This window comes from Streptomyces xantholiticus (assembly GCF_014651015.1).
GTDB classification, from domain to species: domain Bacteria; phylum Actinomycetota; class Actinomycetes; order Streptomycetales; family Streptomycetaceae; genus Streptomyces; species Streptomyces xantholiticus.
On record NZ_BMWB01000042.1, the window covers coordinates 21,917 to 45,219 of the forward strand.

The 23,303-nt window shown below is 70.3% G+C and carries 22 protein-coding genes, 1 pseudogene and 1 riboswitch; of the genes and pseudogenes, 12 read left to right on the forward strand and 11 right to left on the reverse strand.

What is annotated here, in order from left to right; all coding sequences use genetic code 11:
- Positions 1 to 10 precede the first annotated feature (10 nt).
- Positions 11 to 1,315, reverse strand: a complete 1,305-nt coding sequence (locus tag IE198_RS33665; RefSeq protein ID WP_189893630.1) for a sugar ABC transporter substrate-binding protein — start codon at positions 1,313 to 1,315, stop codon at positions 11 to 13.
- Between the two features lie 354 nt (positions 1,316 to 1,669).
- On the opposite strand from IE198_RS33665, the gene IE198_RS33670 reads away from it, so the two are divergent.
- The 6 genes from IE198_RS33670 (at position 1,670) to IE198_RS33695 (ending at position 8,816) form a co-directional block, all read left to right on the forward strand.
- Complete coding sequence (locus IE198_RS33670; RefSeq protein ID WP_189893633.1) at positions 1,670 to 2,434, forward strand: GntR family transcriptional regulator; 765 nt, start codon at positions 1,670 to 1,672, stop codon at positions 2,432 to 2,434.
- Positions 2,435 to 2,610: 176 nt separating this feature from the next.
- Positions 2,611 to 2,892, forward strand: coding sequence for a DUF3311 domain-containing protein (locus IE198_RS33675; protein ID WP_189893635.1), 282 nt, complete (start codon positions 2,611 to 2,613; stop codon positions 2,890 to 2,892).
- Complete coding sequence (gene mctP / locus IE198_RS33680; RefSeq protein WP_189893637.1) at positions 2,889 to 4,523, forward strand: monocarboxylate uptake permease MctP; 1,635 nt, start codon at positions 2,889 to 2,891, stop codon at positions 4,521 to 4,523. The genes IE198_RS33675 and mctP overlap by 4 nt, the downstream gene beginning before the upstream one ends.
- Positions 4,524 to 4,623: 100 nt before the next feature.
- Positions 4,624 to 5,127, forward strand: a complete 504-nt coding sequence (locus IE198_RS33685) for a GNAT family N-acetyltransferase (RefSeq protein ID WP_189893639.1) — start codon at positions 4,624 to 4,626, stop codon at positions 5,125 to 5,127.
- Positions 5,128 to 5,177: 50 nt separating this feature from the next.
- A riboswitch (cobalamin riboswitch) is annotated at positions 5,178 to 5,305 on the forward strand.
- A gap of 134 nt (positions 5,306 to 5,439) precedes the next feature.
- On the forward strand, positions 5,440 to 7,788 hold the full coding sequence (locus IE198_RS33690; protein ID WP_189893641.1) for a ribonucleoside-diphosphate reductase subunit alpha: 2,349 nt from the start codon (positions 5,440 to 5,442) through the stop codon (positions 7,786 to 7,788).
- Positions 7,788 to 8,816, forward strand: coding sequence for a ribonucleotide-diphosphate reductase subunit beta (locus IE198_RS33695; RefSeq protein ID WP_189893643.1), 1,029 nt, complete (start codon positions 7,788 to 7,790; stop codon positions 8,814 to 8,816). Before IE198_RS33690 ends, IE198_RS33695 begins: the two co-directional genes overlap by 1 nt.
- Before the next feature lie 59 nt (positions 8,817 to 8,875).
- On the opposite strand, the pseudogene IE198_RS33700 reads toward IE198_RS33695, so the two are convergent.
- The 9 genes and pseudogenes from IE198_RS33700 to IE198_RS33740 all read right to left on the reverse strand — a co-directional run bounded on the left by IE198_RS33700 (position 8,876) and on the right by IE198_RS33740 (position 17,338).
- Positions 8,876 to 9,614: pseudogene (locus IE198_RS33700) on the reverse strand (D-Ala-D-Ala carboxypeptidase family metallohydrolase).
- Between the two features lie 164 nt (positions 9,615 to 9,778).
- Positions 9,779 to 10,420 carry a peptide deformylase gene (gene def, locus IE198_RS33705; protein ID WP_189893645.1) on the reverse strand — a complete coding sequence of 214 codons (642 nt, stop codon included), beginning with the start codon at positions 10,418 to 10,420 and terminating at the stop codon, positions 9,779 to 9,781.
- An 84-nt stretch (positions 10,421 to 10,504) separates the two neighbouring features.
- Positions 10,505 to 11,485 carry a tetratricopeptide repeat protein gene (locus IE198_RS33710; protein ID WP_189893647.1) on the reverse strand — a complete coding sequence of 327 codons (981 nt, stop codon included), beginning with the start codon at positions 11,483 to 11,485 and terminating at the stop codon, positions 10,505 to 10,507.
- A gap of 144 nt (positions 11,486 to 11,629) precedes the next feature.
- Positions 11,630 to 12,832 (reverse strand): HD domain-containing protein, encoded by a 1,203-nt coding sequence (locus IE198_RS33715; RefSeq protein WP_189893709.1) that lies wholly within the window; start codon positions 12,830 to 12,832, stop codon positions 11,630 to 11,632.
- Positions 12,833 to 12,902: 70 nt separating this feature from the next.
- On the reverse strand, positions 12,903 to 14,288 hold the full coding sequence (locus IE198_RS33720; RefSeq protein WP_189893649.1) for an HD-GYP domain-containing protein: 1,386 nt from the start codon (positions 14,286 to 14,288) through the stop codon (positions 12,903 to 12,905).
- Positions 14,289 to 14,478: 190 nt separating this feature from the next.
- Positions 14,479 to 14,775: a mycothiol system anti-sigma-R factor gene (gene rsrA, locus IE198_RS33725; RefSeq protein WP_189893651.1), complete on the reverse strand. Its 297-nt coding sequence runs from the start codon at positions 14,773 to 14,775 to the stop codon at positions 14,479 to 14,481.
- The gene (locus IE198_RS33730) at positions 14,772 to 15,425 is read right to left on the reverse strand and encodes a sigma-70 family RNA polymerase sigma factor (protein WP_189893711.1); all 654 of its coding nucleotides are present in this window, start codon (positions 15,423 to 15,425) and stop codon (positions 14,772 to 14,774) included. Before IE198_RS33730 ends, rsrA begins: the two co-directional genes overlap by 4 nt.
- A gap of 248 nt (positions 15,426 to 15,673) precedes the next feature.
- Complete coding sequence (locus IE198_RS33735; protein WP_189893653.1) at positions 15,674 to 16,312, reverse strand: alpha/beta hydrolase family protein; 639 nt, start codon at positions 16,310 to 16,312, stop codon at positions 15,674 to 15,676.
- Positions 16,313 to 16,522: 210 nt separating this feature from the next.
- Positions 16,523 to 17,338 (reverse strand): SOS response-associated peptidase, encoded by an 816-nt coding sequence (locus IE198_RS33740; RefSeq protein WP_189893655.1) that lies wholly within the window; start codon positions 17,336 to 17,338, stop codon positions 16,523 to 16,525.
- 50 nt (positions 17,339 to 17,388) lie between these two features.
- Between IE198_RS33740 and IE198_RS33745 the strand changes: the two genes are divergently transcribed.
- From IE198_RS33745 to IE198_RS33760, 4 genes are all read left to right on the forward strand, one after another.
- Entirely contained in the window at positions 17,389 to 18,123 is a 735-nt protein-coding gene (locus tag IE198_RS33745; RefSeq protein ID WP_189893657.1) for a M50 family metallopeptidase, read from the forward strand.
- A 93-nt stretch (positions 18,124 to 18,216) separates the two neighbouring features.
- On the forward strand, positions 18,217 to 19,578 hold the full coding sequence (aroA, locus tag IE198_RS33750; RefSeq protein WP_189893659.1) for a 3-phosphoshikimate 1-carboxyvinyltransferase: 1,362 nt from the start codon (positions 18,217 to 18,219) through the stop codon (positions 19,576 to 19,578).
- A gap of 4 nt (positions 19,579 to 19,582) precedes the next feature.
- On the forward strand, positions 19,583 to 20,596 hold the full coding sequence (gene rsgA / locus IE198_RS33755; RefSeq protein WP_189893661.1) for a ribosome small subunit-dependent GTPase A: 1,014 nt from the start codon (positions 19,583 to 19,585) through the stop codon (positions 20,594 to 20,596).
- A gap of 107 nt (positions 20,597 to 20,703) precedes the next feature.
- Positions 20,704 to 21,027 carry a DMT family transporter gene (locus tag IE198_RS33760; protein ID WP_189893663.1) on the forward strand — a complete coding sequence of 108 codons (324 nt, stop codon included), beginning with the start codon at positions 20,704 to 20,706 and terminating at the stop codon, positions 21,025 to 21,027.
- Here the strand turns inward: IE198_RS33760 and IE198_RS33765 are convergent.
- Complete coding sequence (locus IE198_RS33765; protein WP_189893665.1) at positions 20,993 to 21,652, reverse strand: TetR/AcrR family transcriptional regulator; 660 nt, start codon at positions 21,650 to 21,652, stop codon at positions 20,993 to 20,995. The genes IE198_RS33760 and IE198_RS33765 overlap by 35 nt on opposite strands.
- 153 nt (positions 21,653 to 21,805) lie before the next feature.
- Between IE198_RS33765 and hisN the strand changes: the two genes are divergently transcribed.
- Both hisN and IE198_RS33775 read left to right on the forward strand, forming a co-directional pair.
- The gene (hisN, locus tag IE198_RS33770) at positions 21,806 to 22,606 is read left to right on the forward strand and encodes a histidinol-phosphatase (RefSeq protein WP_189893667.1); all 801 of its coding nucleotides are present in this window, start codon (positions 21,806 to 21,808) and stop codon (positions 22,604 to 22,606) included.
- A gap of 181 nt (positions 22,607 to 22,787) precedes the next feature.
- The gene (locus tag IE198_RS33775) at positions 22,788 to 23,183 is read left to right on the forward strand and encodes a CBS domain-containing protein (RefSeq protein WP_189893676.1); all 396 of its coding nucleotides are present in this window, start codon (positions 22,788 to 22,790) and stop codon (positions 23,181 to 23,183) included.
- Positions 23,184 to 23,303 lie beyond the last annotated feature (120 nt).

The window sequence follows — 23,303 nt, forward strand, 5'->3', positions numbered from 1 at the left end:
GCCCCGCGGCTCAGGACTCCTTGTTGATCAGCTCGTTGATCTTGTCGTCGGCCGCCTTGGCGGCCTTCTCGACGGAGTCACCCTTGAGGATGGCGAGGAGCATGTTCTCCAGGACCTCCTCCTTCTCGATCGAGGTCCAGCCCGGGGCGATCGGGGTGAACCACGCGTCCGGCACCGCGTTGGCGATCGGAGCGGTCTCCGGCTTCGCCTTCAGCGGCTCCAGCTGCTTGTTGTTGTTCGGAAGGATGTTCTTGGAGGCGAGCACCTCCATGGACTTCTCGCTGGTGAAGAGGGAGATCCACTCCTGCGCGAGGTCCGTCACCTTGGACTTGCTGACCACGCCGAGGTCGGAGCCGCCGATGAAGGACGGGAGCGCCTTGCCGTTCGGGCCCGGCATACCGGCGGTCGCGATCTTGCCCTCGAGCTTGGGGTTGCCGTTGTTCTTGCCGTCGACGACGGAGCCGGACTCCCAGCCGTTGCCGTAGATCAGGGCCGCCTTCTCGTTGGCCATCACATTGGCGTGGTCCTGCTCGTCCTTGGTCCGGTCGGCCTTGTTGTACTTCTTGACCAGGTCGATGAAGTGCGTGATGCCCTTCTGCGCCTCGGGCGAGGACAGCGAGGCCTTCCATTCCTTCGAGCCCTCGTCGTACTCGGCGATCCTGCCGTCGTAGGCGGCGACGTACGACATGGCCGCGTACCAGTAACGGCCCGGCAGGTAGAGGGAGGAGAAGCGCTTGTCCTTCTTGCCGTACTCGGCGGAGACCTTCTCCATCGCCGCGAAGAGCTCGTCCTCGGTCGCGGGCAGCTTGTCGGTGCCCGCGCCCTTCCCCAGCATCTCCGTGTTGTAGATGGCGACTCGGGCGCCGGCGTAGTAAGGCACGCAGAACTGCTTGCCCTCGAAGGTGCAGGTGTCCTTCAGGCCCTGGATCCAGGTGTCGGAGTTGTCGTACTTCTTCGGGTCGATCTCGGCGAGCGCCCCGTTGAGGATGTACTGCATCGTCTCGGTGTTGCCGAGTTCGACGACGTCCGGGAACTTGTCGCCGCCGAGGGCCGTGTCCAGCTTCTTGGCCTTGTCCGCCCACTGCTGGTACTGCACGTCGACCTTGACGCCCGGGTACTTCTTGTTGAACTGGGCGTTGACGTCCTTGACCAGCTCGGGCCAGGTGCTCTGGGCGTCCACCATCAGCCAGACGGTGAGCGTCTCCTTGCGGTCCTCGGGGTCCTTGGAGGCGTTGTCACCCCCGTCGGAACCACACGCCGCCAGCGAAGCCATCATGGCCGCCGCACCAACCGCTGCTACGAGCTTGCGCTTCACGCCACCCTCCTCAAAGGGATGCAAGAGTTCCCCCCCACCACCCGGGAGTCGCGCTGCACTTGACGGACACGCGCCGGTTTCTGCCCTGGGGCCGGGACCTGGTCTTTAATGGTTTAGACCAGTACCCGGAGCTTGGCCTAGACCTTTAGGGGTGTCAAGGGTGTATAAGAAGGGCTGTCGTGTCCGTTATCGGACCGACACCTGAGGGAGGGCGACGACCCGTGACCGGTCCGTGCCACCATGTGAGCCGCCAGGTCCTGTCGCCGACAGGACGCCCGGGGTGTCCCGTCGGCGACAGGACCAGAGACGGAGGAGCCGGTGACGGCAGGAGCACAGCAGTCGGGAAGGCGGGCCATGACCACGGACGGGGGCGGCACCGAGGCCGAGGGCGGGGCACAGACCCGTACCGCACGCGTGCCCAAGTACTACCGGCTCAAGCGCCACTTGCTGGACATGACGGAGACAATGCCGCCGGGCACCCCTGTGCCGCCGGAGCGGACGCTGGCCACCGAGTTCGACACTTCGCGCACCACGGTCCGCCAGGCGCTCCAGGAACTGGTCGTGGAGGGCCGACTCGAACGCATCCAGGGCAAGGGCACGTTCGTCGCCAAGCCCAAGGTCTCGCAGGCGCTGCAGCTCACCTCGTACACCGAGGACATGCGCGCACAGGGCCTCGAGCCCACGTCCCAGCTGCTGGACATCGGGTACGTCACGGCCGACGACACCCTGGCCGGGCTGCTGGACATCGCGGCGGGCGGCCGGGTGCTGCGCATCGAGCGTCTGCGGCTGGCCAGCGGCGAGCCCATGGCCATCGAGACCACGCACCTGTCCGCCAAGCGCTTCCCGGCGCTGCGCCGCAGCCTGGTCAAGTACACCTCCCTCTACACGGCCTTGGCCGAGGTGTACGACGTCCGCCTCGCGGAGGCCGAGGAGACGATCGAGACCTCACTCGCCACGCCGCGTGAGGCCGGACTGCTCGGCACGGACGTGGGCCTGCCGATGCTGATGCTCTCGCGCCACTCGCTGGACGCCCAGGGCGAGCCGGTCGAGTGGGTCCGCTCGGTCTACCGGGGCGACCGGTACAAGTTCGTGGCGAGGCTCCAGCGCCCGAACGACTGACCTCACACCGCCCCGAACGCGCATGGCGCCGCTACCTGTTGCGGCGCCATGTCACGTTTTGCACTGCCCGGCAGGAAGTCGTTGCCGTACCGATATACGGACGGGGGGTGACTCCGCTCGAACGGCTCGCCTAGATTTCGTGCGCATTACACGTGACAGTGAGGGGACGGAGCCGCATGTCAGCAGTGCCCGATGCGCCCGACGCGCCACAAGCGCCCGAGGCCGAACAGCCGGTCGTCACACCGATGCGCCTGATCATCGCCCTCTGCCTCTTCGCGCCTTTTGTGGCGATGCTCTGGGTCGGTTCCTATGCGAAGGTCGACCCGACCTTCATCGGGATGCCGTTCTTCTACTGGTACCAGATGGCCTGGGTGCTGATCTCGACGGCCCTGACGGTGATCGCCTACAAGTTGTGGCAGCGTGACCAGCGCGCCCGCAAGGGGGGTGCGTCCAAGTGAACGACGGCGTGAACGGCGTCGCACTCGGCGTCTTCATCTTCTTCTTCGTGGCCGTCACGGCCATGGGCTTCCTCGCCGCGCGCTGGCGCAAGGCCGAGAACGAGAACAGCCTGGACGAATGGGGCCTCGGCGGCAGATCGTTCGGCACCTGGGTCACATGGTTCCTGCTCGGCGGCGACCTGTACACCGCTTACACGTTCGTCGCGGTTCCGGCGGCCATCTACGCTGCGGGTGCGGCGGGCTTCTTCGCCGTCCCGTACACGATCCTCGTCTACCCGCTGATCTTCACCTTCCTGCCGCGGCTGTGGTCGGTGTCGCACAAGCACGGGTACGTGACGACCGCCGACTTCGTCCGCGGGCGTTTCGGTTCCAAGGGGCTGTCCCTGGCGGTCGCCTTCACCGGCCTCCTCGCCACGATGCCGTACATCGCGCTCCAGCTGGTCGGCATCCAGGCCGTGCTCGACGTCATGGGCGTCGGCGGCGGCGAGAACACCAACTGGTTCATCAAGGACCTGCCGCTGCTGATCGCCTTCGGTGTGCTCGCGGCCTACACGTACTCCTCCGGACTGCGCGCGCCGGCGCTGATCGCCTTCGTCAAGGACACCCTGATCTACATCGTCATCGCGGTGGCGATCGTCTACATCCCGATCAAGCTCGGTGGCTTCGACGAGATCTTCGCCGCCGCCGGCGAGAAGTTCTCGCAGATCAACCCGGCCACGGACAAGCCCGTCGGCGCCCTGGTGCCCGGCGAGATGGGCCAGTGGGGCTATGCCACGCTGGCACTGGGCTCGGCCCTGGCGCTCTTCATGTACCCGCACTCCATCACGGCCACGCTCTCCTCACGCAGCCGTGAGGTGATCCGCCGCAACACCACGATCCTGCCGCTCTACTCGCTGATGCTGGGCCTGCTGGCACTGCTCGGCTTCATGGCGATCGCGGCCGGCGTCAAGGTGAGCAACGGTCAGCTGGCCATCCCACAGCTGTTCGAGAACATGTTCCCGGACTGGTTCGCGGGCGTCGCCTTCGCCGCCATCGGCATCGGCGCACTGGTCCCGGCGGCCATCATGTCGATCGCCGCGGCGAACCTGTTCACCCGCAACATCTACAAGGACTTCCTCAAGCCCGACGCGACGCCGGCGCAGGAGACCAAGGTCTCCAAGCTGGTCTCGCTGCTGGTGAAGGTCGGCGCGCTGGTCTTCGTCCTCACCATGGACAAGACCGTCGCGATCAACTTCCAGCTGCTCGGCGGCATCTGGATTCTGCAGACCTTCCCGGCGCTGGTAGGAGGCCTGTTCACCCGCTGGTTCCACCGATGGGCGCTCATCGCCGGCTGGGCGGTCGGCATGATCTACGGCACCGCCGCCGCGTACGGCGTCGCCAGCCCGACCCAGAAGCACTTCGGCGGCTCGTCCGCGGAGATCCCGGGGATCGGCGAGATCGGCTACATCGGTCTCACCGCGTTCGTGCTGAACGTCGTGGTGACCGTCGTCCTCACCTTCGTCCTGCGGGCGGCCAAGGCCCCCGACGGCATCGACGAGACCAGCCCGTCCGACTACACCGCGGACGCGGGCGACCCCGGCGTCAAGGTCGAACTCCCGCCCGTCACGGCGGGCGCGCCCGGCGGTCACTGACCGATCGCCTCGCAAGGGCCGTCGCATCTCCCGTACGGGGCACCTCCCGTCGAGGAAAATGCGGCGGCCCTTCGCCGTGGGCTGATGCAGACTGCGGGGCATGGACGTCACGATCCGGAGAATCGAACCCGAGGAGCACACGGCACTCGGCGAGCTGACCGCGCGCGCGTATCTCGACGGCGGGGTGCTGGACTTCGGCGAGGAGGACCCGTACCTCGAGGTGCTCCGCGACGTCGCGAGCCGGGACGCGCGGGCCGAGGTGTACGTCGCCGTCGACGAACAGGGCACGCTGCTCGGCGGGGTGGCGTTCGTCCCGGACGGCGGGCCGTTCGCCGACATCGCGGAACCCGGCGAGGCCGAGTTCCGGATGCTCGCCGTGGACGCCGAGGCGCGCGGCCGCGGCGCCGGCGAGGCGCTGGTGCGCACCTGCGTGGAACGGGCGCGGGCCACCGAGGGGTGCGTACGGCTGGTGCTGTCGACGCAGACCATGATGTACGCGGCGCACCGCATCTACGGCCGGCTGGGCTTCGTACGCACCCCGGACCGGGACTGGTCACCGATCCCGGCCGTCCCGCTGCTGACGTACGCGCTGGAGCTGCAGTAGACCTCCCGACACAACATGTGGTGGGTGGCGCACCCAACCGCCCCCACATGTATGCTCATCTCGCTGTCGACGCAGGGGAATCCGGTGCGAATCCGGAACTGTCCCGCAACGGTGTGATTCGGTGCGCTTCGCCGTACCCGTTTCAAGTCCGAGGACCTGCCGACGGTGCATCCGGTTCGACCGATCCGGGTGCCCAGACGTCCGGGCCTCGCGGTTGGGCCGGTGGACGCCGTGCACCGTGCTGCTCAGGTACGCGTCGCACGGCCCTCCCCTCCTCCCGCCGGACCCGCGCCGAGCGAGGGAGAGCACCACATGACCATCGCGCCAGCCGATCCCGTTTCAGCAACGGAGAACGACGGCCCCGGGACCGCGTTGCTGCGGCTCCTGACTGACCTCACGGCCGATCTGGCCGACACCGACCCGGGCCGGGTCGCCGCCGCCGCCCTGCGCGGCCGGCACGCCGGGTCCGACGAGGCCGAACTGCGCTCCCTCGCCACCGACGCCGCCGCGGGACTCATCTCCGAGGACCCCGCCTACTCCAGGCTCGCGGCACGTCTGCTGACCCGCACGATCGCGGAAGAGGCCGCGGGGCAGGGCGCGGTGTCCTTCTCCGCCTCGGTCGCCGTCGGCCACCGCGAGGGCCTGATCGCCGACCGCACGGCCTCGTTCGTCGCGCTGCACAGGCAGCGGCTCGACGGGCTGATCGACCTCGGGGCGGACGACCGCTTCGGCTACTTCGGTCTGCGCACCCTCTACAGCCGCTATCTGCTGCGCCACCCGATCACCCGCCAGGTGACCGAGACGCCCCAGCACTTCATGCTGCGCGTCGCGTCCGGTCTCGCCCACGACGACACCACCCGGTCGGTCGACGAGGTCGCGGCACTGTACGCGCTGATGAGCCGGCTCGACTACCTGCCCTCCTCCCCCACCCTGTTCAACTCCGGCACCCGCCACCCGCAGATGTCGTCCTGCTATCTGCTGGACTCGCCACTGGACGAACTCGACTCGATCTACGACCGCTACCACCAGGTCGCGCGCCTGTCCAAGCACGCCGGCGGCATCGGCCTCTCGTACTCCCGCATCCGCGCCCGCGGTTCACTGATCCGCGGCACCAACGGGCACTCCAACGGAATCGTCCCGTTCCTGAAGACCCTCGATGCCTCGGTCGCCGCGGTGAACCAGGGCGGCCGGCGCAAGGGCGCCGCCGCGATCTACCTGGAGACCTGGCACGCGGACATCGAGGAGTTCCTGGAGCTGCGCGACAACACCGGCGAGGACGCCCGCCGGACGCACAACCTGAACCTGGCGCACTGGATCCCCGACGAGTTCATGCGCCGCGTCGAGGCGGACAGCGAGTGGTCGCTGTTCTCCCCGGTCGACGTGCCCGAACTGGTCGACCTGTGGGGCGAGGAGTTCGACGCCGCCTACCGCCGGGCCGAGGCGGCGGGTCTCGCCCGCAAGACCGTCCCGGCTCGCGAGCTGTACGGCCGGATGATGCGCACCCTCGCGCAGACCGGCAACGGCTGGATGACGTTCAAGGACGCCGCCAACCGCACCGCCAACCAGACCGCGGAGCCGGGCCGGGTCGTGCACTCGTCGAATCTGTGCACCGAGATCCTGGAGGTCACCAACGACGGCGAGACCGCCGTGTGCAACCTCGGCTCGGTCAATCTGGGTGCCTTCGTCACCGGCGGTGACGTCGACTGGGACCGTCTGGACGAGACCGTCCGCACGGCGGTGACGTTCCTCGACCGGGTCGTCGACATCAACTTCTACCCGACCGAGCAGGCCGGCCGGTCCAACGCCAGGTGGCGCCCCGTGGGCCTGGGCGCGATGGGCCTGCAGGACGTGTTCTTCAAACTTCGGCTCCCCTTCGACTCGACGGAGGCGAAGGCCCTGTCGACCCGGATCGCCGAGCGGATCATGCTGGCGGCCTACGAGGCTTCCTGCGACCTCGCCGAGCGCAGCGGCCCCCTGCCGGCCTGGTCCGAGACCCGCGCTGCCCGCGGTGTGCTGCACCCGGACCACTACGGCGTCGCACTCACCTGGCCCGAGCGCTGGGAGGCGCTGCGCGCCCGGATCGCCTCCGTCGGCATGCGCAACTCCCTGCTGCTCGCCATCGCACCGACCGCGACGATCGCCTCGATCGCCGGCGTGTACGAGTGCATCGAGCCGCAGGTCTCCAACCTCTTCAAGCGCGAGACCCTCAGCGGTGAGTTCCTCCAGGTCAACTCCTACCTGGTGGACGAGCTGAAGCGGCTCGGCGTGTGGGACGCGCAGACCCGCGAGGCACTGCGCGAGGCGAACGGCTCCGTGCAGGGCTTCGGCTGGGTCCCGGCCGAGGTGCGGGCGCTGTACCGCACGGCCTGGGAGATCCCGCAGCGCGGTCTGATCGACATGGCGGCGGCCCGTACGCCGTTCCTGGACCAGAGCCAGTCACTGAACCTCTTCCTCGAGACGCCCACCATCGGCAAGCTCAGCTCGATGTACGCCTACGCCTGGAAGCGGGGTCTGAAGACGACGTACTACCTGCGCTCGCGCCCGGCGACCCGCATCGCGCGCGCCGCGTCCGCGACCGTTCCCGTCCCCGTACAGGCGAGCACCGAAGAGGCCGTCGCCTGCTCCCTGGAGAACCCCGAGTCCTGCGAGGCCTGCCAGTAATGAGCTCCACCGACCCCACCGCATCCGAGAAGAACCTGCTCGATGCGGGCTTCGAACTGACCCTCCGGCCCATGCGCTACCCGGCCTTCTACGAGCGCTACCGGGACGCCATCAAGAACACCTGGCACGTCGAGGAGGTCGACCTCCACTCCGACGTCGCCGACCTGGCCAAGCTCTCGCCCGGCGAGCAGCATCTGATCGGCCGGCTGGTCGCGTTCTTCGCGACGGGCGACTCGATCGTGGCGAACAACCTGGTGCTCACCCTCTACAAGCACATCAACTCCCCCGAGGCGCGGCTGTATCTGTCGCGTCAGCTGTTCGAGGAAGCCGTGCACGTCCAGTTCTATCTGACGCTGCTGGACACCTATCTGCCCGACCCGGACGACCGCGCGGCGGCGTTCGCGGCCGTCGAGAACATCCCGTCGATCCGCGAGAAGGCGCAGTTCTGCTTCCGCTGGATGGATTCGGTGGAGAAGATCGACCGGCTGGAGACCAAGGCCGACCGCCGCCGCTTCCTGCTCAATCTGGTCTGCTTCGCGGCCTGCATCGAGGGCCTGTTCTTCTACGGGGCCTTCGCCTACGTCTACTGGTTCCGCTCCCGCGGCCTGCTGCACGGCCTGGCCACCGGAACCAACTGGGTCTTCCGGGACGAGACGATGCACATGAACTTCGCCTTCGAGGTCGTGGACACCGTCCGCAAGGAGGAGCCGGACCTCTTCGACGACGAACTGCGCCGACAGGTCACCGACATGCTGGAGGAGGCCGTCGAGGCCGAGCTGCAGTTCGGCCGGGACCTGTGCGGTGCCGGCCTGCCCGGCATGAACACCGAGTCGATGCGCGAGTACCTCCAGTGCGTCGCCGACCAGCGGCTCACCCGACTCGGCTTCGCCCCGGTGTACGGCTCGCAGAACCCCTTCTCGTATCTGGAACTCCAGGGCGTCCAGGAGCTGACGAACTTCTTCGAGCGCCGTCCGTCCGCCTACCAGGTGGCCGTGGAGGGATCGGTGGCCTTCGACGACGACTTCTGAGCCGTGGCCCCGGCACGATGCGGCCCGCACCTCTCCGGGGAGGTGCGGGCCGCGTCGGTTCAGATGCCGCAGCTCGGTGCCGACCAGTAACGGCTGCTGCGGTGGTCGACGTGGGTGTGGTCGTTGTGGCCCGGGTAGCCGGGGCCGAGGATGCCGTTGAACCCGTGGTTGCGCGCCTGCTGGGCCAGCTTGCACAGCGAGTGGGGTCCGGCGCCGAGGTCGGCGGCGTCGCCGTACAGATGGCGGCTGTTGGAGGCGCCCCCCACCGCGCTGTTGCAGGAGTAGGAACGGAAGCCGCTGGTGACGGTGATGGGCTGGTCGCCGAGCGCGTGGCGCATCGCCTCCAGCTTCCACATGGTGCGCAGGGCGTTTGCCCTGGCGGTCTCCGCGCTCACCGCGCCGCCCGACCATGTGGAGTTGCAGTCGTTGAGTTCGGCGTAGCTGAAGTGAGCGGGCGTGCAGTCGCTGTCCTGGAGGGCGTAGATCCTGCTGAACGTGGCGGAGCCGGCCACACCGTCCGCGGTCAGACCGTAGGCGGCCTGGAAGCGCTTGACCGCGGCCGCGGTGGCGGGGCCGTACTGTCCGTCGACGGCGAGGACGCCGCCGTAGCCGGGATATCCGCCGACGCGGATCTGGAGCTGGGTGACATCGGATCCCGAGGAGCCCTGGGACAGCGTGCGGGACCAGGTGTAGCAGTCGTCGGCCTGGGCGGTTCCGGCGGTCGCCACGACCCCGACCAGCCCTGGCAACCATGAGCATGACAAGAGAGAGCAGTAGTCGTGCGGTGCGTCCGAACATCGGGCCTCCATACCCATGGGGACGGTGCAACCACGAGACTGGCGGGCCGGTCAACGCGCGTCAACCACGCCCGGGCGGGCACCATTTGTCGGCCCAATGACGCCACGGCGAACAACAGCGGCCCCGCTCGCGGCGAGCGGGGCCGTGCGCATGGATCGCGGACGTCAGTCGTTGGCGACGACCGGATAGCGCGGAGTGCCCTCTGCCATCTGCTTCAGCGCGTCCTTGCGTTCGCGCTTGGAGAGCCGGTCGATGTACAGGTACCCGTACAGGTGGTCCGTCTCGTGCTGCAGGCAGCGGGCGAAGTAGCCGGTGCCGCGCACCTTGATCGGGTTGCCCTGCGCGTCCTGGCCGCGCACCACCGCGTAGTCCGGGCGGGCAAGCGACGCATACGCCGTCGGGACCGACAGGCAGCCCTCGTTGGAGTCGTCGAGGACGCGCTGCTCGGGCGCCAGCTCCTCGAGGACGGGGTTGCAGACGACGCCGACATGACGCACACCGTCGTCGTCCGGGCAGTCGTAGACGAAGACCTTCAGGTCCACACCGATCTGGTTGGCGGCCAGGCCCACGCCCTCGGCCGTCCGCTGGCTCGCGAACATGTCGTCGATCAGCGCCGCGAGCTTGTCGTCGAACTCCGTGACGTCCTTGCACTCCTTGTGGAGCACCGGGTTCCCGACGACCGTGATCGGACGCGAGGTGCCGCGCTCGCGGTATGCCCGCTCGCGCTCCTCGCAGTTCGCCGTGTCCACGACGAAACCGTCGTTCACCTGCTCGTCCGTCTCGTGCTGCGACTGCTGCGACGCCATGTCAGCCTCTGCGCCCTTCTCAGTACCCGATCCCCGGCCCGATGCCTGGTCACTTGAGTGTCCGTACAGCCTACGCGGCAGACGTCAGCAGACTTCCTCGAGATCCCGCCACTCACGGGAGTCCGGGCTGTCCGCCACCCAACCGTCCAGCAGGCCCCGAACCAGACCGGCGGGCGCAGCTATGCCGCACTCGCGCTCCGGCGACCAGAGGTCCCCGCCCGTCCGGTGCCCCAGCGGTCCGGGGTGACCCGGCTCACTGTGGTCGTGCGGATCGAGGTGCTCGCCCTCGCCCTCCGCGCTGGGCATGCTCCCCTCAGAACAGGACCGGCACAGCAGCCGCACGGAGGACGACCAGTCCTCCGCGGCGAACCCGGCGTCCGCCGCCAGCCGCTCCAGGGCGTCCCGGTCGGCCTCCGTCGCCGCCTCCAGCAGGACCACCCAGGTCGGGACGGGAGAGGGGGCCCAGAGCTCGATCTCGTCGAAGACCGGGAAGGCCGGACCCGCCGTGGTGGTGCGCTCGCCGTTCGGGACGCCGTCGTGCAGCACGACCTCGCCCCAGCGGCGCCCGGACGACGGCAGTGGAATGGACAGCACCTCCATCCGCGCCGGGTCGAGCCTGCGGCCCCACACCACCTCGGCCTCACCCTCCGGCGAGAGCCGCACGGCGGCGCTGCCCAGATCCATGCCGACCGGCTCGCCGTTCGACACGGCCGCCCCCGGGACCTTCAGGCCGTACGCCTGCCAGGCGCGGCGGGCCAGCGGCCAGTCCTGGAGGGCGGTGGCGGCGATGCCGACGTTCCACCAGTCGGGCGCGCCGCTCTCCTTGTCCAGCAGGGCGACCGCCCGCAGCCCGGCGGCGCGCGCCTGCTCCCAGTCGTGCCGGAACTTGTGCAGCAGCGCCAGGTTGAACCACGACTCCGAGAGCCACGGCTCCATGTCGGCCGCTCTGGTCAGCAGTGCGCCCGCGTCCTCGTACCGGCCGTCGCCGATCAGCGTGAACGCGCGGTCCGTGGCCTGCCGCCACGAGGCGGAGGGCCGATGCCGTACCTTCCCGAAGATCCTCACGATTCCCGCCTGCCGGTCGCTCGGGTCACTGCCCGGACGCATGACTGTGTTACTGCTTCTGCCTTCTTTCGCATCCAACCATGCCCGGTCGCAGGCTCGCTCATTACCCATGGGTTACCCCGCTAGGACAAGGGTCAGACCGCCTCAGACAAGCACTCTTTTGAGGACTCTGGCCAAGGCTTCGACCACCTCGGGCTGGTAGTCGCACCCCGTGCCCAGCCGTAGCCTCTCCAGCGCGGTCAGAGCTCCGCCCGCTCCTGCTCCGCTTCCCCCGGCCAGGTCGTCGTATGCGTTGGCGACGCGGACGATCCTGGCCGCGAGCGGCTGGTCCCGGTACGGGTCGGCCTGCTGCTCCACGACGACGGCGACGGCCGCGGGCACCCCGGTCTGCCGGACCACCGCCCCGCCGAGCAGCGCGATCCGGCGCTGCTCGGCGGCCGGGAGCGAGGAGGTGGCGCCCTCCGGTACCGGGTCGACGAGGGACAGCTGCCCGATGTCGTGCATCAGCGCCGCGTGCTCCAGCAAGGTCAGATCGGGGCCGCACAGTCCCATCTCGCGCCCGACGGCCATGCTGAGCGCCGCCACCCGGTGGGCGTGGCCGGGCCGGGTGTAGCCGGCGACCTCGGTGGCGCGCGCCAGGGAGGCGATCGTCTGGCGGTAGGTGGCCCGCACGGCCGCGTACCGCCGGAACGACAACTGGGTCAGCAGCAGCGGTATGCAGAACACCGGCAGCGCCCACAGCCCGGCGACGGCCACGGCGAGGGCCATGACCGCACCCGTGGCGCAGACGGCGGAGCCGATGCCCAGCAGTGCCCGCAGCTCGTCGCGCAGCAGCGGCCGGAAGGGGTGGCCGGTGCGGGCGCGCAGCAGGGCGGCGGCCAGCACGGCGTCGCAGAGGGCGGTCAGCACCAGCAGCACCAGCAGGAAGAGGGCGTAGCCGGGGCCCTGGCCGAGGCGCAGGTCCAACTCACCGGAGACGTGGAGCGGTTGGAAGCACACCGCGGCGAATCCGACGGTCAGCACCCGCCGCGCCACATGGTCGAGCGCGGGACCCTGGCCCCGCGCGACGTGCGGCACGGCTCCGACGAGGGCGCCGGCGACGACCACGGCCACGACCTGGAACGCGCCGTGCCCGGTCGGCTCCCCGGCACACTCGCCGAGCAGGGCGTACGCCAGCGCGCCCGCGGCCCCCAGCGGCGCGGGCTCCCTCTCCCCCGGCACTGCCCACCACCGGGCGAGCTCCCCGACCGCGATGAACACACCGAAGGCGAGGGCGTTCCCGGGCTGTGCCACACCGTGGGCCACCACCCACGTCAGGGCGGCCACGGTCACGGCGACTGCGGCCACGTGGACGGCACGGACGACGCCCGAGGGCCGGCGCGCCCGGGCGCCGTGCGACTCCACCGGCGCGGAGCGGTCACCCTGTCCGTAACTGATGGGAAGCCCCACTCCCCGGTGCCTCGGTCGGCCGTGGCGGGCCCAGCGGCACCGCCGTCTCGTCCGAGGTCACCGCTGTCTGCCAGCCGTGCCGTTCCAGCGCGCGCACCAGGGCCCGCACCATCCGCGGATCGAACTGTGTGCCCGCGCACCGCTCCAGCTCCTCGAGGGCGACCCGCACCGGCCGGGCACGCCGGTAGGAGCGGGTGGACGTCATCGCGTCGAACGCGTCCGCCACCGCCACGACCCGGGCGAACTCGGGGATCTGGGTGCCCGCCAGCCCGTACGGGTATCCGCTGCCGTCCATGCGTTCGTGGTGGTGCAGGATCGCGGCCCGGGCCTCCCCCAGGAACCCGATGCCGCGCACCATCTCGTGGCCGTACTCGGGATGCAGCTCGATCACCCGCCGCTCCTCGGGTGTCAGCGGCCCCTCCTTGCGCAGCACCCTCGTCGGCACCCCGAGCTTGCCCACGTCGTGCAGGATCCCGGCGAACCGGACGATCTCCAGGCGCTCCTCCGCCATGCTCAGCTCCCGGGCGATCAGCACCGAGGCCCGGCCGACGCGTTCGCTGTGCCCGCGTGTGTACCGGTCCTTGATGTCGACGGCCTGCACCAGTGCCCGGATCGTCGCCTGGTGCGCTGCCCGCTCGCGGTGGTACTGGGCGAAGACCCAGCAGGAGAGGTACATCGGCAGCAGCACGAACAGCGCGGACAGCGGCCCGTACGGGCTGCCCCACAGCACCGCCGTCATCAGCCCGGCCAGCCCGTGCACACAGTGGGGAGCCGGTGAGGCGGAGCCCGGCGTGGGTGTCGACGCCCCCGGCCCGGCCAGGGGGAGCACCCCCTCCGCGGTGGCGCGGACACCGGCGTCGAGGACGGTCAGCACCAGAAAGAAGGCGAGCGCCCCGGCCAGCGCCGGCACCAGCGCGTACGGGAAGTCCGGTGCGACGGGCGTCCGTTCACCGTCCAGCAGCAGATACGTGTGGGCGGCCGCCCAGGTGGCGAGGGCCAGCCGGGCCGCTCGCCAGATCCGCCGGACCCCGGCCGGCGGACCGTCCACCCGCCCGAGCAGCGCCCCGGGCACCGCCACCAGCGCGGCAGCGGTGGGCGGCAGCAGAAAGGCGGCGGCCAGCAGCACCGGGAGGAACGTTCCCGCCCCGACCCGGACCGGCTCACCGGCACGGCGGTACCGCGCGGGAAGCTCGCACCCGGCGTACAGGACCGCGAGCAGCAGCATGCTCGGCCAGGGCACGGCGCCGGTGATCGCAGCGAGAGGCGTGACGGCGACGACAGGGCCGGCTGCTGCGGCGGCGCACAGGACCACGGCGAGGATGTAGACGCGCGCCGCCGTCGGTATGGCCGTCACTTCCCCGCACCCTCCTCGTAACCCGCCTGAAGCAGCGCCACGCTAGCGAGTCATGAAGGGCGAGGAAGGAGTACGCCGACTATTCGCACGTACGGGTGACACCCCGACCGAACGCGGAAGGTGCGCCGCGATGTCGCGGCGCACCTTTGATGCGCGGACCGGTGGTCACCCGCAGGGACGGCCGGCGACCCTACTCCTGGGCGGTCGCCACGTCCTTGTCGGGAATGGCCTGCCCGGAGCGGATCAGATCGATCCGCCCCATGACCTTGGCCCGCAGGTCGCTGGGCACGTCGTCCTGCCCGCAGCACCGCTTGACCAGCTTCTTCACCGCTTGCTCCAGGCCGTACTTCTCCAGGCACGGGGAGCACTCCTCGAAGTGCACCTCGAACTTGGTGCAGTCACTGTCGGGCATCTCGTGATCGAGGAACTCGTAGAGATGGTCCAGGACCTCTGAGCAGTCCGTCTCGTGCGGCTCTCCGCAGCTCATGAGCCCGAGCCTTTCGCGTCGTTCGACTCCCCCGCACCGGCCGGGACGAGCCCGCGCTCGCGGGCATAGTCCTCGAGCATGCCGCGCAGCTGGCGGCGGCCGCGGTGCAGGCGGGACATCACCGTACCGATGGGTGTTCCCATGATGTCCGCGATCTCCTTGTACGCAAAGCCCTCTACGTCCGCGAGATAGACCGCGATCCGGAACTCCTCGGGGATCGCCTGCAGGGCCTCCTTGACGTCCGAGTCAGGCAGATGGTCGAGGGCCTGCGACTCCGCGGAGCGCAGTCCGGTCGACATGTGCGACTCGGCGCGCGCGAGCTGCCAGTCCTCGATCTCCTCCGCCGCGCTGCGCTGGGGCTCGCGCTGCTTCTTGCGGTAGGAGTTGATGAAGGTGTTCGTGAGGATCCGGTACATCCACGCCTTGAGGTTGGTGCCCTCACGGAACTGGTGGAAGGACCCGTACGCCTTCGCGTACGTCTCCTGCACAAGATCCTCGGCATCGGCGGGATTGCGCGTCATGCGCAGCGCGGCCGAGTACATCTGGTCCAGGTAGCCGAGGGCGTCCCGCTCGAAGCGGGCATTGCGCTCGGCAGCCGTCTCCTCGGACTTCTGCGCCTGACCGTCGTCGGTCCCAGTGACCGGACCCACCTCCTCCAACGCTGTGGCGGGGCCGAATGCCGACCCGCTCGAATCGGAGAATAGTCGACCATGATGCGCCGGGCCCTGCCGATTCCCGTCACCCGCCGCGGGAACCGGGCCGCTCTTGCCCTGCGACAGCACCGTCCAGTCCAGCCCGTCGGTGCGGTCGGCTGTCGGGCAGAAGGTCGTACCCATGCGGCGGACTCCCTACTCCATGCTCTGTACTGACACCCGCCACAACAGCCCGGCCCGCGGTCTCATTCCCGCAGCGAGGCCATCCACTTCGTCACGGCGTCCGTGATGGTGAGGAGGGTCTCCTCCTCCGCGATCCCGGCACGCTTCGGCACGGCGAAGCCGTGGTCGCCGTGCGCCACTTGCACCAGCTCGTACGACCCCTCGGGGAACTCCTCCGGCCTGCCGAACGGGTCGCTGCCGCCCTGCACGACGAGAGTCGGCACGCCGGATCCGAGGAGCTCGTTGGCCCGTGACCTCTCCGGCCGGCCCGGCGGGTGCAGCGGGAAGCTCAGCGCGAGCACGCCGGCCGCGCCGAGCTCGGCAGCGGTCCGGCAGGCCACGCGCGCGCCGGCGCTACGGCCGCCCGCGACGACCGGGAGCCCCCTCTTCGTGAGCGCCGGCCAGAGGTCACGCCAGGCGGCGTCCAGGGTCCGGGGTGCGGGGGCGACCTTCTTGCCCGCGACGCGCCAGGGCTGCTCGACGAGGGCGACCGTGACGCCGTGCGCGGGCAGGGCGCGGGCGATCGCCTGCAGATCCCGCGCCTCGATGCCGCCCCCGGCGCCGTGGCCGAGGACGAGCGTGTGGTGCGGACGCCCGGCGTCGAACCAGGTGACGCGGGCGTCGCCGCCGGCTCCGACCGGAACGATCTCTTTCGAATCCATCCCCCCATCCTCCTCCGCCCACCGCCCCGCTGCGCGAAGCCTCCCCGATACGCCGCGCAAGCCGGATACGCAGCCTTGTCGGCGTTCGAGGCGGGGGTACGGGTGGTGGGTTCCCAGGGACCCCGGAAGGGGGCCCGGGCCGGTGCCCCGGTTCCGGGAAGGGACGAGGGGAGGGGAACCGGCCCGCCGCAGGCGCCGGACGCACCCCCGTCAGAACAGCGTCGCCTCCTCCGGCCCCGCCAGTTCCTCCAGAAGCTCCGCCCCGTTGTTCCGCACATTGCTCACCGCAGTCGTCACCGCGTACGCCCGCATGAGCCCTCCCGGCGGCGGCTCCAGCAACGGCCGCAGGTCGTCGGGGGCGGTGCGGGACGGGTCCAGCCACGTGTCCCACCGGTCCGGGGTCAGCATCAGCGGCATCCGGGGGTGGATGTCCGACAGGGTCCGCGGCCCTTGTGCCGGTGCCACGCCCAGCGGCCCCGTCTCCGCCTCCGTCGTGATCACGGAGCAGGTGACCCACCACGCCTGCGGATGGTCGTCCGGCAGCGTGCGGTCGCGCCAGAACTCGTACAGGCCGGCCATCGCGAACACCGACCCGTCCGCGGGCGTCACGAAGTACGGCTGCTTCCGCGGCCGCTTCTTCTTCCCCTCCACCTCGAGTTCGCGCTCGCCGGGGCCGGTCACCCACTCGTAATAGCCGTCGGCGGGAAGGATGCAGCGGCGGGCGAGGAAGGGCCGGCGGAAGGAGGGCTTCTCGTGCACCGTCTCCGCCCGTGCGTTGATCATCCGGGCGCCGCCCTCCGGCGTCTTCGCCCAGGACGGCACGAGCCCCCACTTCAGCTTGCGCATCTGGCGAACCGGAGCGCCGTCGCGGGCGTCCTTCACAGGACGCTCGAGAACCGCGTAGACCTCCTTGGTGGGCGCCACGTTCCAGTCGGGCGCCAAGCTCTCCTCCGGCTCCCACTTCTCGACCTCGAAGAGCCTCACGAGGTCCTCGGGCCTCCGACTCGCTGCATACCGTCCGCACATAAGTGCCACACTGCCACTTCCGTACGCCGTCCGAGGGAGCCGCCCGCGAAATGGTCATCACACACGCCAGCGCAGCGAGCGCATCGCTCACCGACCTGTGGGACCGCGTCTTCGGCACCCAGACCGCTCCCGAGCCGTGGCTCGTCGCCGTCACCGGTCTGGTGTCGCTCGCCGCCGTCATGCCGAACTTCCTCTGGCAGCTGACCCGTAACGCCGTCACGATCGCCCACGAGGGCGGCCACGGTCTCGTCGCCCTGCTCACGGGCCGCCAACTGCACAGCATCCGGCTCCACTCGGACACCAGCGGGCTGACCGTCAGCCGCGGCAAGCCGACCGGCCTCGGGATGATCCTCACGGCCGCCGCGGGCTACACCGCCGCCCCACTGCTCGGTCTGGGCGGTGCCTGGCTGCTCGCGGCGCACCACATCACGCTGCTGCTGTGGCTGGCGACGGCGCTGCTGCTGGCGCTGCTGGTCATGGTGCGCAACGCGTACGGGGTACTCACGGTGACGGTCACCGGCGCGGCCTTCCTCCTGGTCTCGTGGCTGACGGAACCCGGTGTGCAGGCCGTCTTCGCGTACACGGCCGTCTGGTTCATGCTGCTGGGCGGAGTACGGCCGGTCTTCGAGCTGCAGTCCAAGCGGCGCTACGGCGGAGCTCCGGACTCGGACGCCGACCAACTGGCCAGACTCACCCATGTGCCCCCGGCGATCTGGCTGTTCTTCTTCCACGCGGTGTCGCTCTGCTCGCTGATCGGCGGCGGCCGCTGGCTGCTGGGTCTCTGAGACCGGGCGCCGCCGGCCCCGACTCCGTTTCCCGCCCGGGTCGCGCGGCTCGATCAAGATCTGGTCCCGGGCGGAGCCACTAAAGTGTTGGCCATGACCGAAAGCTCCGTGCATCCCGCCCTTTGGCCCGCCCCGCTCGCGACCGGAGCCGTCGAAGCGACGGTCACCGTGCCCGGTTCGAAATCCGTCACGAACCGCGCGCTGGTCCTGGCGGCGCTCGCCTCCGAGCCCGGCTGGCTGCGCCGCCCGCTGCGCTCGCGCGACACCCTGCTGATGTCCGCCGCACTGCAGGCCATGGGCGTGGGCATCGAGGAGACCGTCTCCTCCAGCACCGCCGGCGGCTCGGCCGACAAGGCCGCCGCGGGCGCGGGCGAGGCCTGGCGCGTCATTCCCTCCGGCCTGCACGGCCCGGCGACCGTCGACGTCGGAAACGCCGGCACGGTGATGCGCTTCCTGCCGCCGGTCGCCACGCTCGCCGACGGCCCGATCCGCTTCGACGGCGATCCGCGGTCGTACGAGCGCCCCCTGAACGGCGTCATCGACGCGCTGCGCGCCCTCGGTGCCCGGATCGACGACGACGGCCGCGGCTCCCTGCCGATGACCGTGCACGGCGGTGGCGCCCTGGAAGGCGGCCCGGTGCGGATCGACGCCTCCTCGTCGTCCCAGTTCGTCTCCGCGCTGCTGCTGTCCGCCCCGCGTTTCAACCAGGGCGTCGAGGTCCGGCACGTCGGGGGCCGGCTGCCGTCCATGCCGCACATCCGGATGACGGTGGACATGCTGCGTGCCGTCGGCGCACAGGTCGACGAGCCGGAGACCGGCGGCGAGCCCGATGTCTGGCGGGTGTCGCACAGTGCGCTGCTGGGCCGCGACCTCACCATCGAGCCCGACCTGTCGAACGCCCAGCCGTTCCTGGCCGCGGCACTGGTGACCGGCGGCCGGGTGACGATCCCCGACTGGCCCGAGCGCACCACCCAACCCGGTGACGCGCTGCGTGAGATCTTCACCGAGATGGGCGGTTCCTGCGAGCTGACGACGACGACGAACGGTACGGCGCTGGTCTTCACCGGCAGCGGACGCATCCACGGCATCGACGTGGACCTCGGCGAGGTCGGTGAGCTGACCCCGGGCATCGCGGCGGTCGCGGCGCTCGCCGACTCCCCCTCGACGCTGCGCGGTGTGGCACATCTGCGGCTGCACGAGACGGACCGGCTGGCGGCCCTCACCAAGGAGATCAACGAGCTCGGCGGTGACGTAACCGAGACGGAGGACGGCCTCCACATCCGCCCCCGCCCGCTGCACGGCGGCGTCTTCCGCACGTACGACGACCACCGGATGGCGACGGCGGGCTCGGTGATCGGCCTCGCGGTGAAGGACGTGCAGATCGAGAACGTGGCCACGACGGCCAAGACGCTGCCCGACTTCCCGCGGATGTGGGCCGAAATGCTCGGGGCCTGACACCATGCGCCGCTACGGCAAGCACACCGACGAGGACGACATCCGGTCCCGGCCGAACCGCAAGGGCAACCGGCCGAGGACCAACATCCGCCCCAAGCACGAGGACGCCTCAGAGGGGATGGTCCTCACCGTCGACCGCGGCCGGCTGACGTGTCTGGTCCAGGACCGGGTGATCATGGCGATGAAGGCCCGTGAGCTGGGCCGCAAGGCGGCAGTCGTCGGTGACCGCGTCGGCATCGTGGGCGATCTCTCCGGGGCCAAGGACACCCTGGCGAGGATCGTCCGCATCGAGGGCCGGTCGTCGGTGCTGCGCCGTACGGCCGACGACGACGATCCGTTCGAGCGGGTCGTCGTCGCCAACGCCGACCAGCTCGCCATCGTCACCGCCCTCGCCGACCCCGAGCCGCGCCCGCGACTGATCGACCGCTGTCTGGTCGCCGCCTACGACGGCGGTCTCGAGCCGCTTCTGGTGCTGACCAAGTCGGATCTGGCGGCGCCGGACGAACTGCTGGAGATGTACGGGTCACTCGGCGTCCCGTACGTGGTCACCACGCGCGAGGAGTTCGTCGACGGTCTGGCCGCGGACCGGGTCCGGGAGTATCTGGTCGGCCGGACCACCGCGTTCGTCGGGCACTCCGGCGTCGGCAAGACGACGCTGGTGAACGCCCTGGTCCCGGAGGAGAAGCGGCGCATCACCGGCCATGTCAACGCGGTCACCGGCCGCGGTCGGCACACCACGACCTCGGCCCTCGCCCTGCCGCTCGCGGACAAGCAGGGCGGCTGGGTGATCGACACTCCGGGGGTGCGCTCCTTCGGGCTGCACCACGTGGACCCGTCCCGGGTCATCCACGCCTTCCAGGATCTGGAACCCGGCACGGAAGGCTGTCCGAGGGCCTGCAGTCACGACGAGCCGGACTGCGCCCTGGACACCTGGGTGGCCGAGGGCCACGCCGATCCTGCACGGCTCTACTCGCTGCGGCGGCTGTTGGCCACCCGCGAGCGACGCGAAGGCGACTGAGTCATCCGTGTTTGCCGCCCGCGACGCCTGGTAAGTGCATAATCGCACCAAGTCGAACCAGTTCCGGACCAGGCAGTCGTCGTCACTACGCGGGAGGCCCAGGACCAATGGCGTGGCTGCTGGTGGTGGTTGCGGGACTTCTCGAAACGGGCTTCGCCGTCTGCCTCAAGTTGTCGCACGGCTTCACCCGGCTGTGGCCGACGCTCGCCTTCGCCGCGTTCGCGCTGGGCAGCTTCGGGCTGCTGACCCTCTCGCTGAAGAAGCTCGACGTGGGCCCTGCGTATGCGGTCTGGACGGGGATCGGCGCCGCCGGCACCGCCATCTACGGCATGGTCTTCCTCGACGACCTGGTATCCGCCCTGAAGATCGTCTCGATCACGCTGGTGATCGTCGGAATCATCGGCCTGCAGCTCTCGGGCTCGTCGCAGTGACGTCGTCGCCCACCGCCGCCCGTACCAGCTGGGCGACGCTTCCGCCGGCCGGCGCGACGACACAGGAGAGCGCGAGCCGCACCGCGAGCTCGCAGCGCTGCGAAAGGTCGGCCGTCTCGTCGGCCCTCGCACCGTCCGCCGGGCGCCCGCCTCTCGGCCGCCGCCCGCGCAGAGCCACCAGCGAGCGGTCCCGCACGGCGGCGACGAGGTCGGCAGGAACGGGCAGCCTCGCGTCGGCACGGCGCTGCGCCGGCGCCTTGGAGTGGACGGCCCCGCTCCGGGGCTGTCTCGGCACCGGCATCCGCTCTCCCCAGCAGCCGGTGAGCAGGGCACGCAGCACGGGCCTCGTCCGCGCCTCACCGACCGTCCACTCGGCGACGGACACGAGCCGGTCGGCCGTTCCCTCGTTCTGCCCCATCAGCCGTTCCACCCCGCGCAGATACGCGTCGGCCTCGCGGCGCACCAGGGCCCGGGCCAAGCCGTCCTTGCTGCCGAACTCGTTGTAGAGGGTCTGCCGGGAGACGCCCGCGGCAGCGGCGACGTCGACCATCCGCACTGCGGACCAGGGCAGGTCGCCAAGTGCCGCGAGCGCGGCGTTCAGCAGTGACTCGCGCGCTGCAGGCATGGCGGTCGCCTCCCCGGCCGGTCAACTCCCGTCACAGAGTTGACGGGCCGCGTTCCACTGTCAAGAGACCCGGCAGGCGCGCCCGGCCGGCCCGCACCGGGCCCGCGGCGGCCGCACGGGAAGGAGCGGGCCTGCACCGATAGAGTGGCGGCCATGCCCGACTACCACGATGATCTGCGCCTCGCCCACGTCCTCGCGGACGCCGCCGACGCCACCACCATGGAGAGGTTCAAGGCTCTTGACCTGAAGGTCGAGACGAAGCCCGACATGACTCCGGTGAGCGAGGCGGACAAGGCTGCGGAGGAGCTGATCCGTGGGCAGTTGCAACGGGCACGGCCGCGCGACGCGATCATCGGCGAGGAGTACGGCATCGAGGGCACGGGCCCGCGCCGCTGGGTCGTCGACCCGATCGACGGCACCAAGAACTACGTGCGCGGCGTGCCGGTGTGGGCGACGCTGATCTCGCTGATGGAGGCGGGCGAGGGCGGCTACCAGCCGGTGGTGGGCGTGGTCTCCGCCCCGGCGCTGGGCCGGCGCTGGTGGGCGGCGAAGGGGGCGGGCGCGTACACGGGCCGCAGCCTCACCTCGGCGACCCGGCTGCACGTCTCGAGGGTCGAGCGCATCCAGGACGCCTCGTTCGCCTACTCGTCACTGACCGGCTGGGAGGCCCAGGGCCGGCTCGACGGGTTCATGGACCTGACGCGGGCGGTCTGGCGCACCCGGGGGTACGGCGACTTCTGGCCGTACATGATGGTCGCCGAAGGGTCCGTGGACATCTGCGCCGAGCCCGAGCTGTCGTTGTGGGACATGGCGGCTCCGGCGATCGTGGTCCAGGAGGCGGGCGGCTCGTTCACCGGCCTCGACGGGCAGGACGGTCCGCACAGCGGCAACGCCGCAGCCTCGAACGGGCTTCTCCACCGCGAGCTGCTGGGGTATCTCAACCAGCGGTACTGACCGGGCCGAGCGGATCCATCCGGGGCGGCGCCGGAGCGTGCGACGGTGTGCGTGCTGATGCAGTTGTCCGCGCACGCCCTCTTGCTGACGCACCGCAGGACTGCAACTCTGAGAGTCCCCACACTTGTGAACTTGTGAATCGGTTCTCGAGAGGCCGATCACCAAGGAGGTGGCTCCATTTATGCTCGTCCGTGACGCCATGAGCACGGTGGTCCTCACCATCGGACCCGCACACACACTCCGCCAGGCGGCCCGGCTGATGGCCGCGCGCCGCGTAGGCGCGGCAGTGGTCCTCGACTCCGACGCGAGCCTCGGCATCCTCACCGAACGGGACATCCTGAACTCGGTCGGCCTGGGACAGGACCCCGACCTGGAGACCGCCGGCACCCACACCACCACCGACGTCGTCTTCGCCGCGCCTTCCTGGACCCTGGAGGAGGCGGCCGCTGCAATGGCGCACGGCGGTTTCCGCCACCTGATCGTGATGGACGACGGCGGACCGGTCGGCGTCGTCTCCGTACGTGACATCATCCGCTGCTGGGCCCCGGCCAGGCGTCAGGCGGCAACGGCCGCCTGAGCGGCACTACCGCCCGAGCCCTTCGGGCACACGGAAGGGGCCGGCCTCCTGGAGGCGGTTTCTAGGGATCGTCGCAACACGTGGTCGTGTTGATCAGGCCGCGAGTAGTTTATGCAGGCG

Excerpts from the sequence above, each read along its gene's own strand:
- hisN (WP_189893667.1), top strand. The coding sequence starts at position 21,806 with ATGCCCGACTACCACGATGATCTGCGCCTCGCCCACGTCCTCGCGGAC.
- rsgA (WP_189893661.1), top strand. The coding sequence starts at position 19,583 with ATGCGCCGCTACGGCAAGCACACCGACGAGGACGACATCCGGTCCCGG.
- IE198_RS33760 (WP_189893663.1), top strand. The coding sequence starts at position 20,704 with ATGGCGTGGCTGCTGGTGGTGGTTGCGGGACTTCTCGAAACGGGCTTC.
- IE198_RS33765 (WP_189893665.1), bottom strand. The coding sequence starts at position 21,652 with ATGCCTGCAGCGCGCGAGTCACTGCTGAACGCCGCGCTCGCGGCACTT.
- rsrA (WP_189893651.1), bottom strand. The coding sequence starts at position 14,775 with ATGAGCTGCGGAGAGCCGCACGAGACGGACTGCTCAGAGGTCCTGGAC.
- IE198_RS33690 (WP_189893641.1), top strand. The coding sequence starts at position 5,440 with ATGACCATCGCGCCAGCCGATCCCGTTTCAGCAACGGAGAACGACGGC.
- IE198_RS33775 (WP_189893676.1), top strand. The coding sequence starts at position 22,788 with ATGCTCGTCCGTGACGCCATGAGCACGGTGGTCCTCACCATCGGACCC.
- def (WP_189893645.1), bottom strand. The coding sequence starts at position 10,420 with ATGGCGTCGCAGCAGTCGCAGCACGAGACGGACGAGCAGGTGAACGAC.
- IE198_RS33675 (WP_189893635.1), top strand. The coding sequence starts at position 2,611 with ATGTCAGCAGTGCCCGATGCGCCCGACGCGCCACAAGCGCCCGAGGCC.
- IE198_RS33735 (WP_189893653.1), bottom strand. The coding sequence starts at position 16,312 with ATGGATTCGAAAGAGATCGTTCCGGTCGGAGCCGGCGGCGACGCCCGC.
- IE198_RS33695 (WP_189893643.1), top strand. The coding sequence starts at position 7,788 with ATGAGCTCCACCGACCCCACCGCATCCGAGAAGAACCTGCTCGATGCG.
- IE198_RS33745 (WP_189893657.1), top strand. The coding sequence starts at position 17,389 with ATGGTCATCACACACGCCAGCGCAGCGAGCGCATCGCTCACCGACCTG.
- aroA (WP_189893659.1), top strand. The coding sequence starts at position 18,217 with ATGACCGAAAGCTCCGTGCATCCCGCCCTTTGGCCCGCCCCGCTCGCG.
- IE198_RS33685 (WP_189893639.1), top strand. The coding sequence starts at position 4,624 with ATGGACGTCACGATCCGGAGAATCGAACCCGAGGAGCACACGGCACTC.
- IE198_RS33670 (WP_189893633.1), top strand. The coding sequence starts at position 1,670 with ATGACCACGGACGGGGGCGGCACCGAGGCCGAGGGCGGGGCACAGACC.
- IE198_RS33740 (WP_189893655.1), bottom strand. The coding sequence starts at position 17,338 with ATGTGCGGACGGTATGCAGCGAGTCGGAGGCCCGAGGACCTCGTGAGG.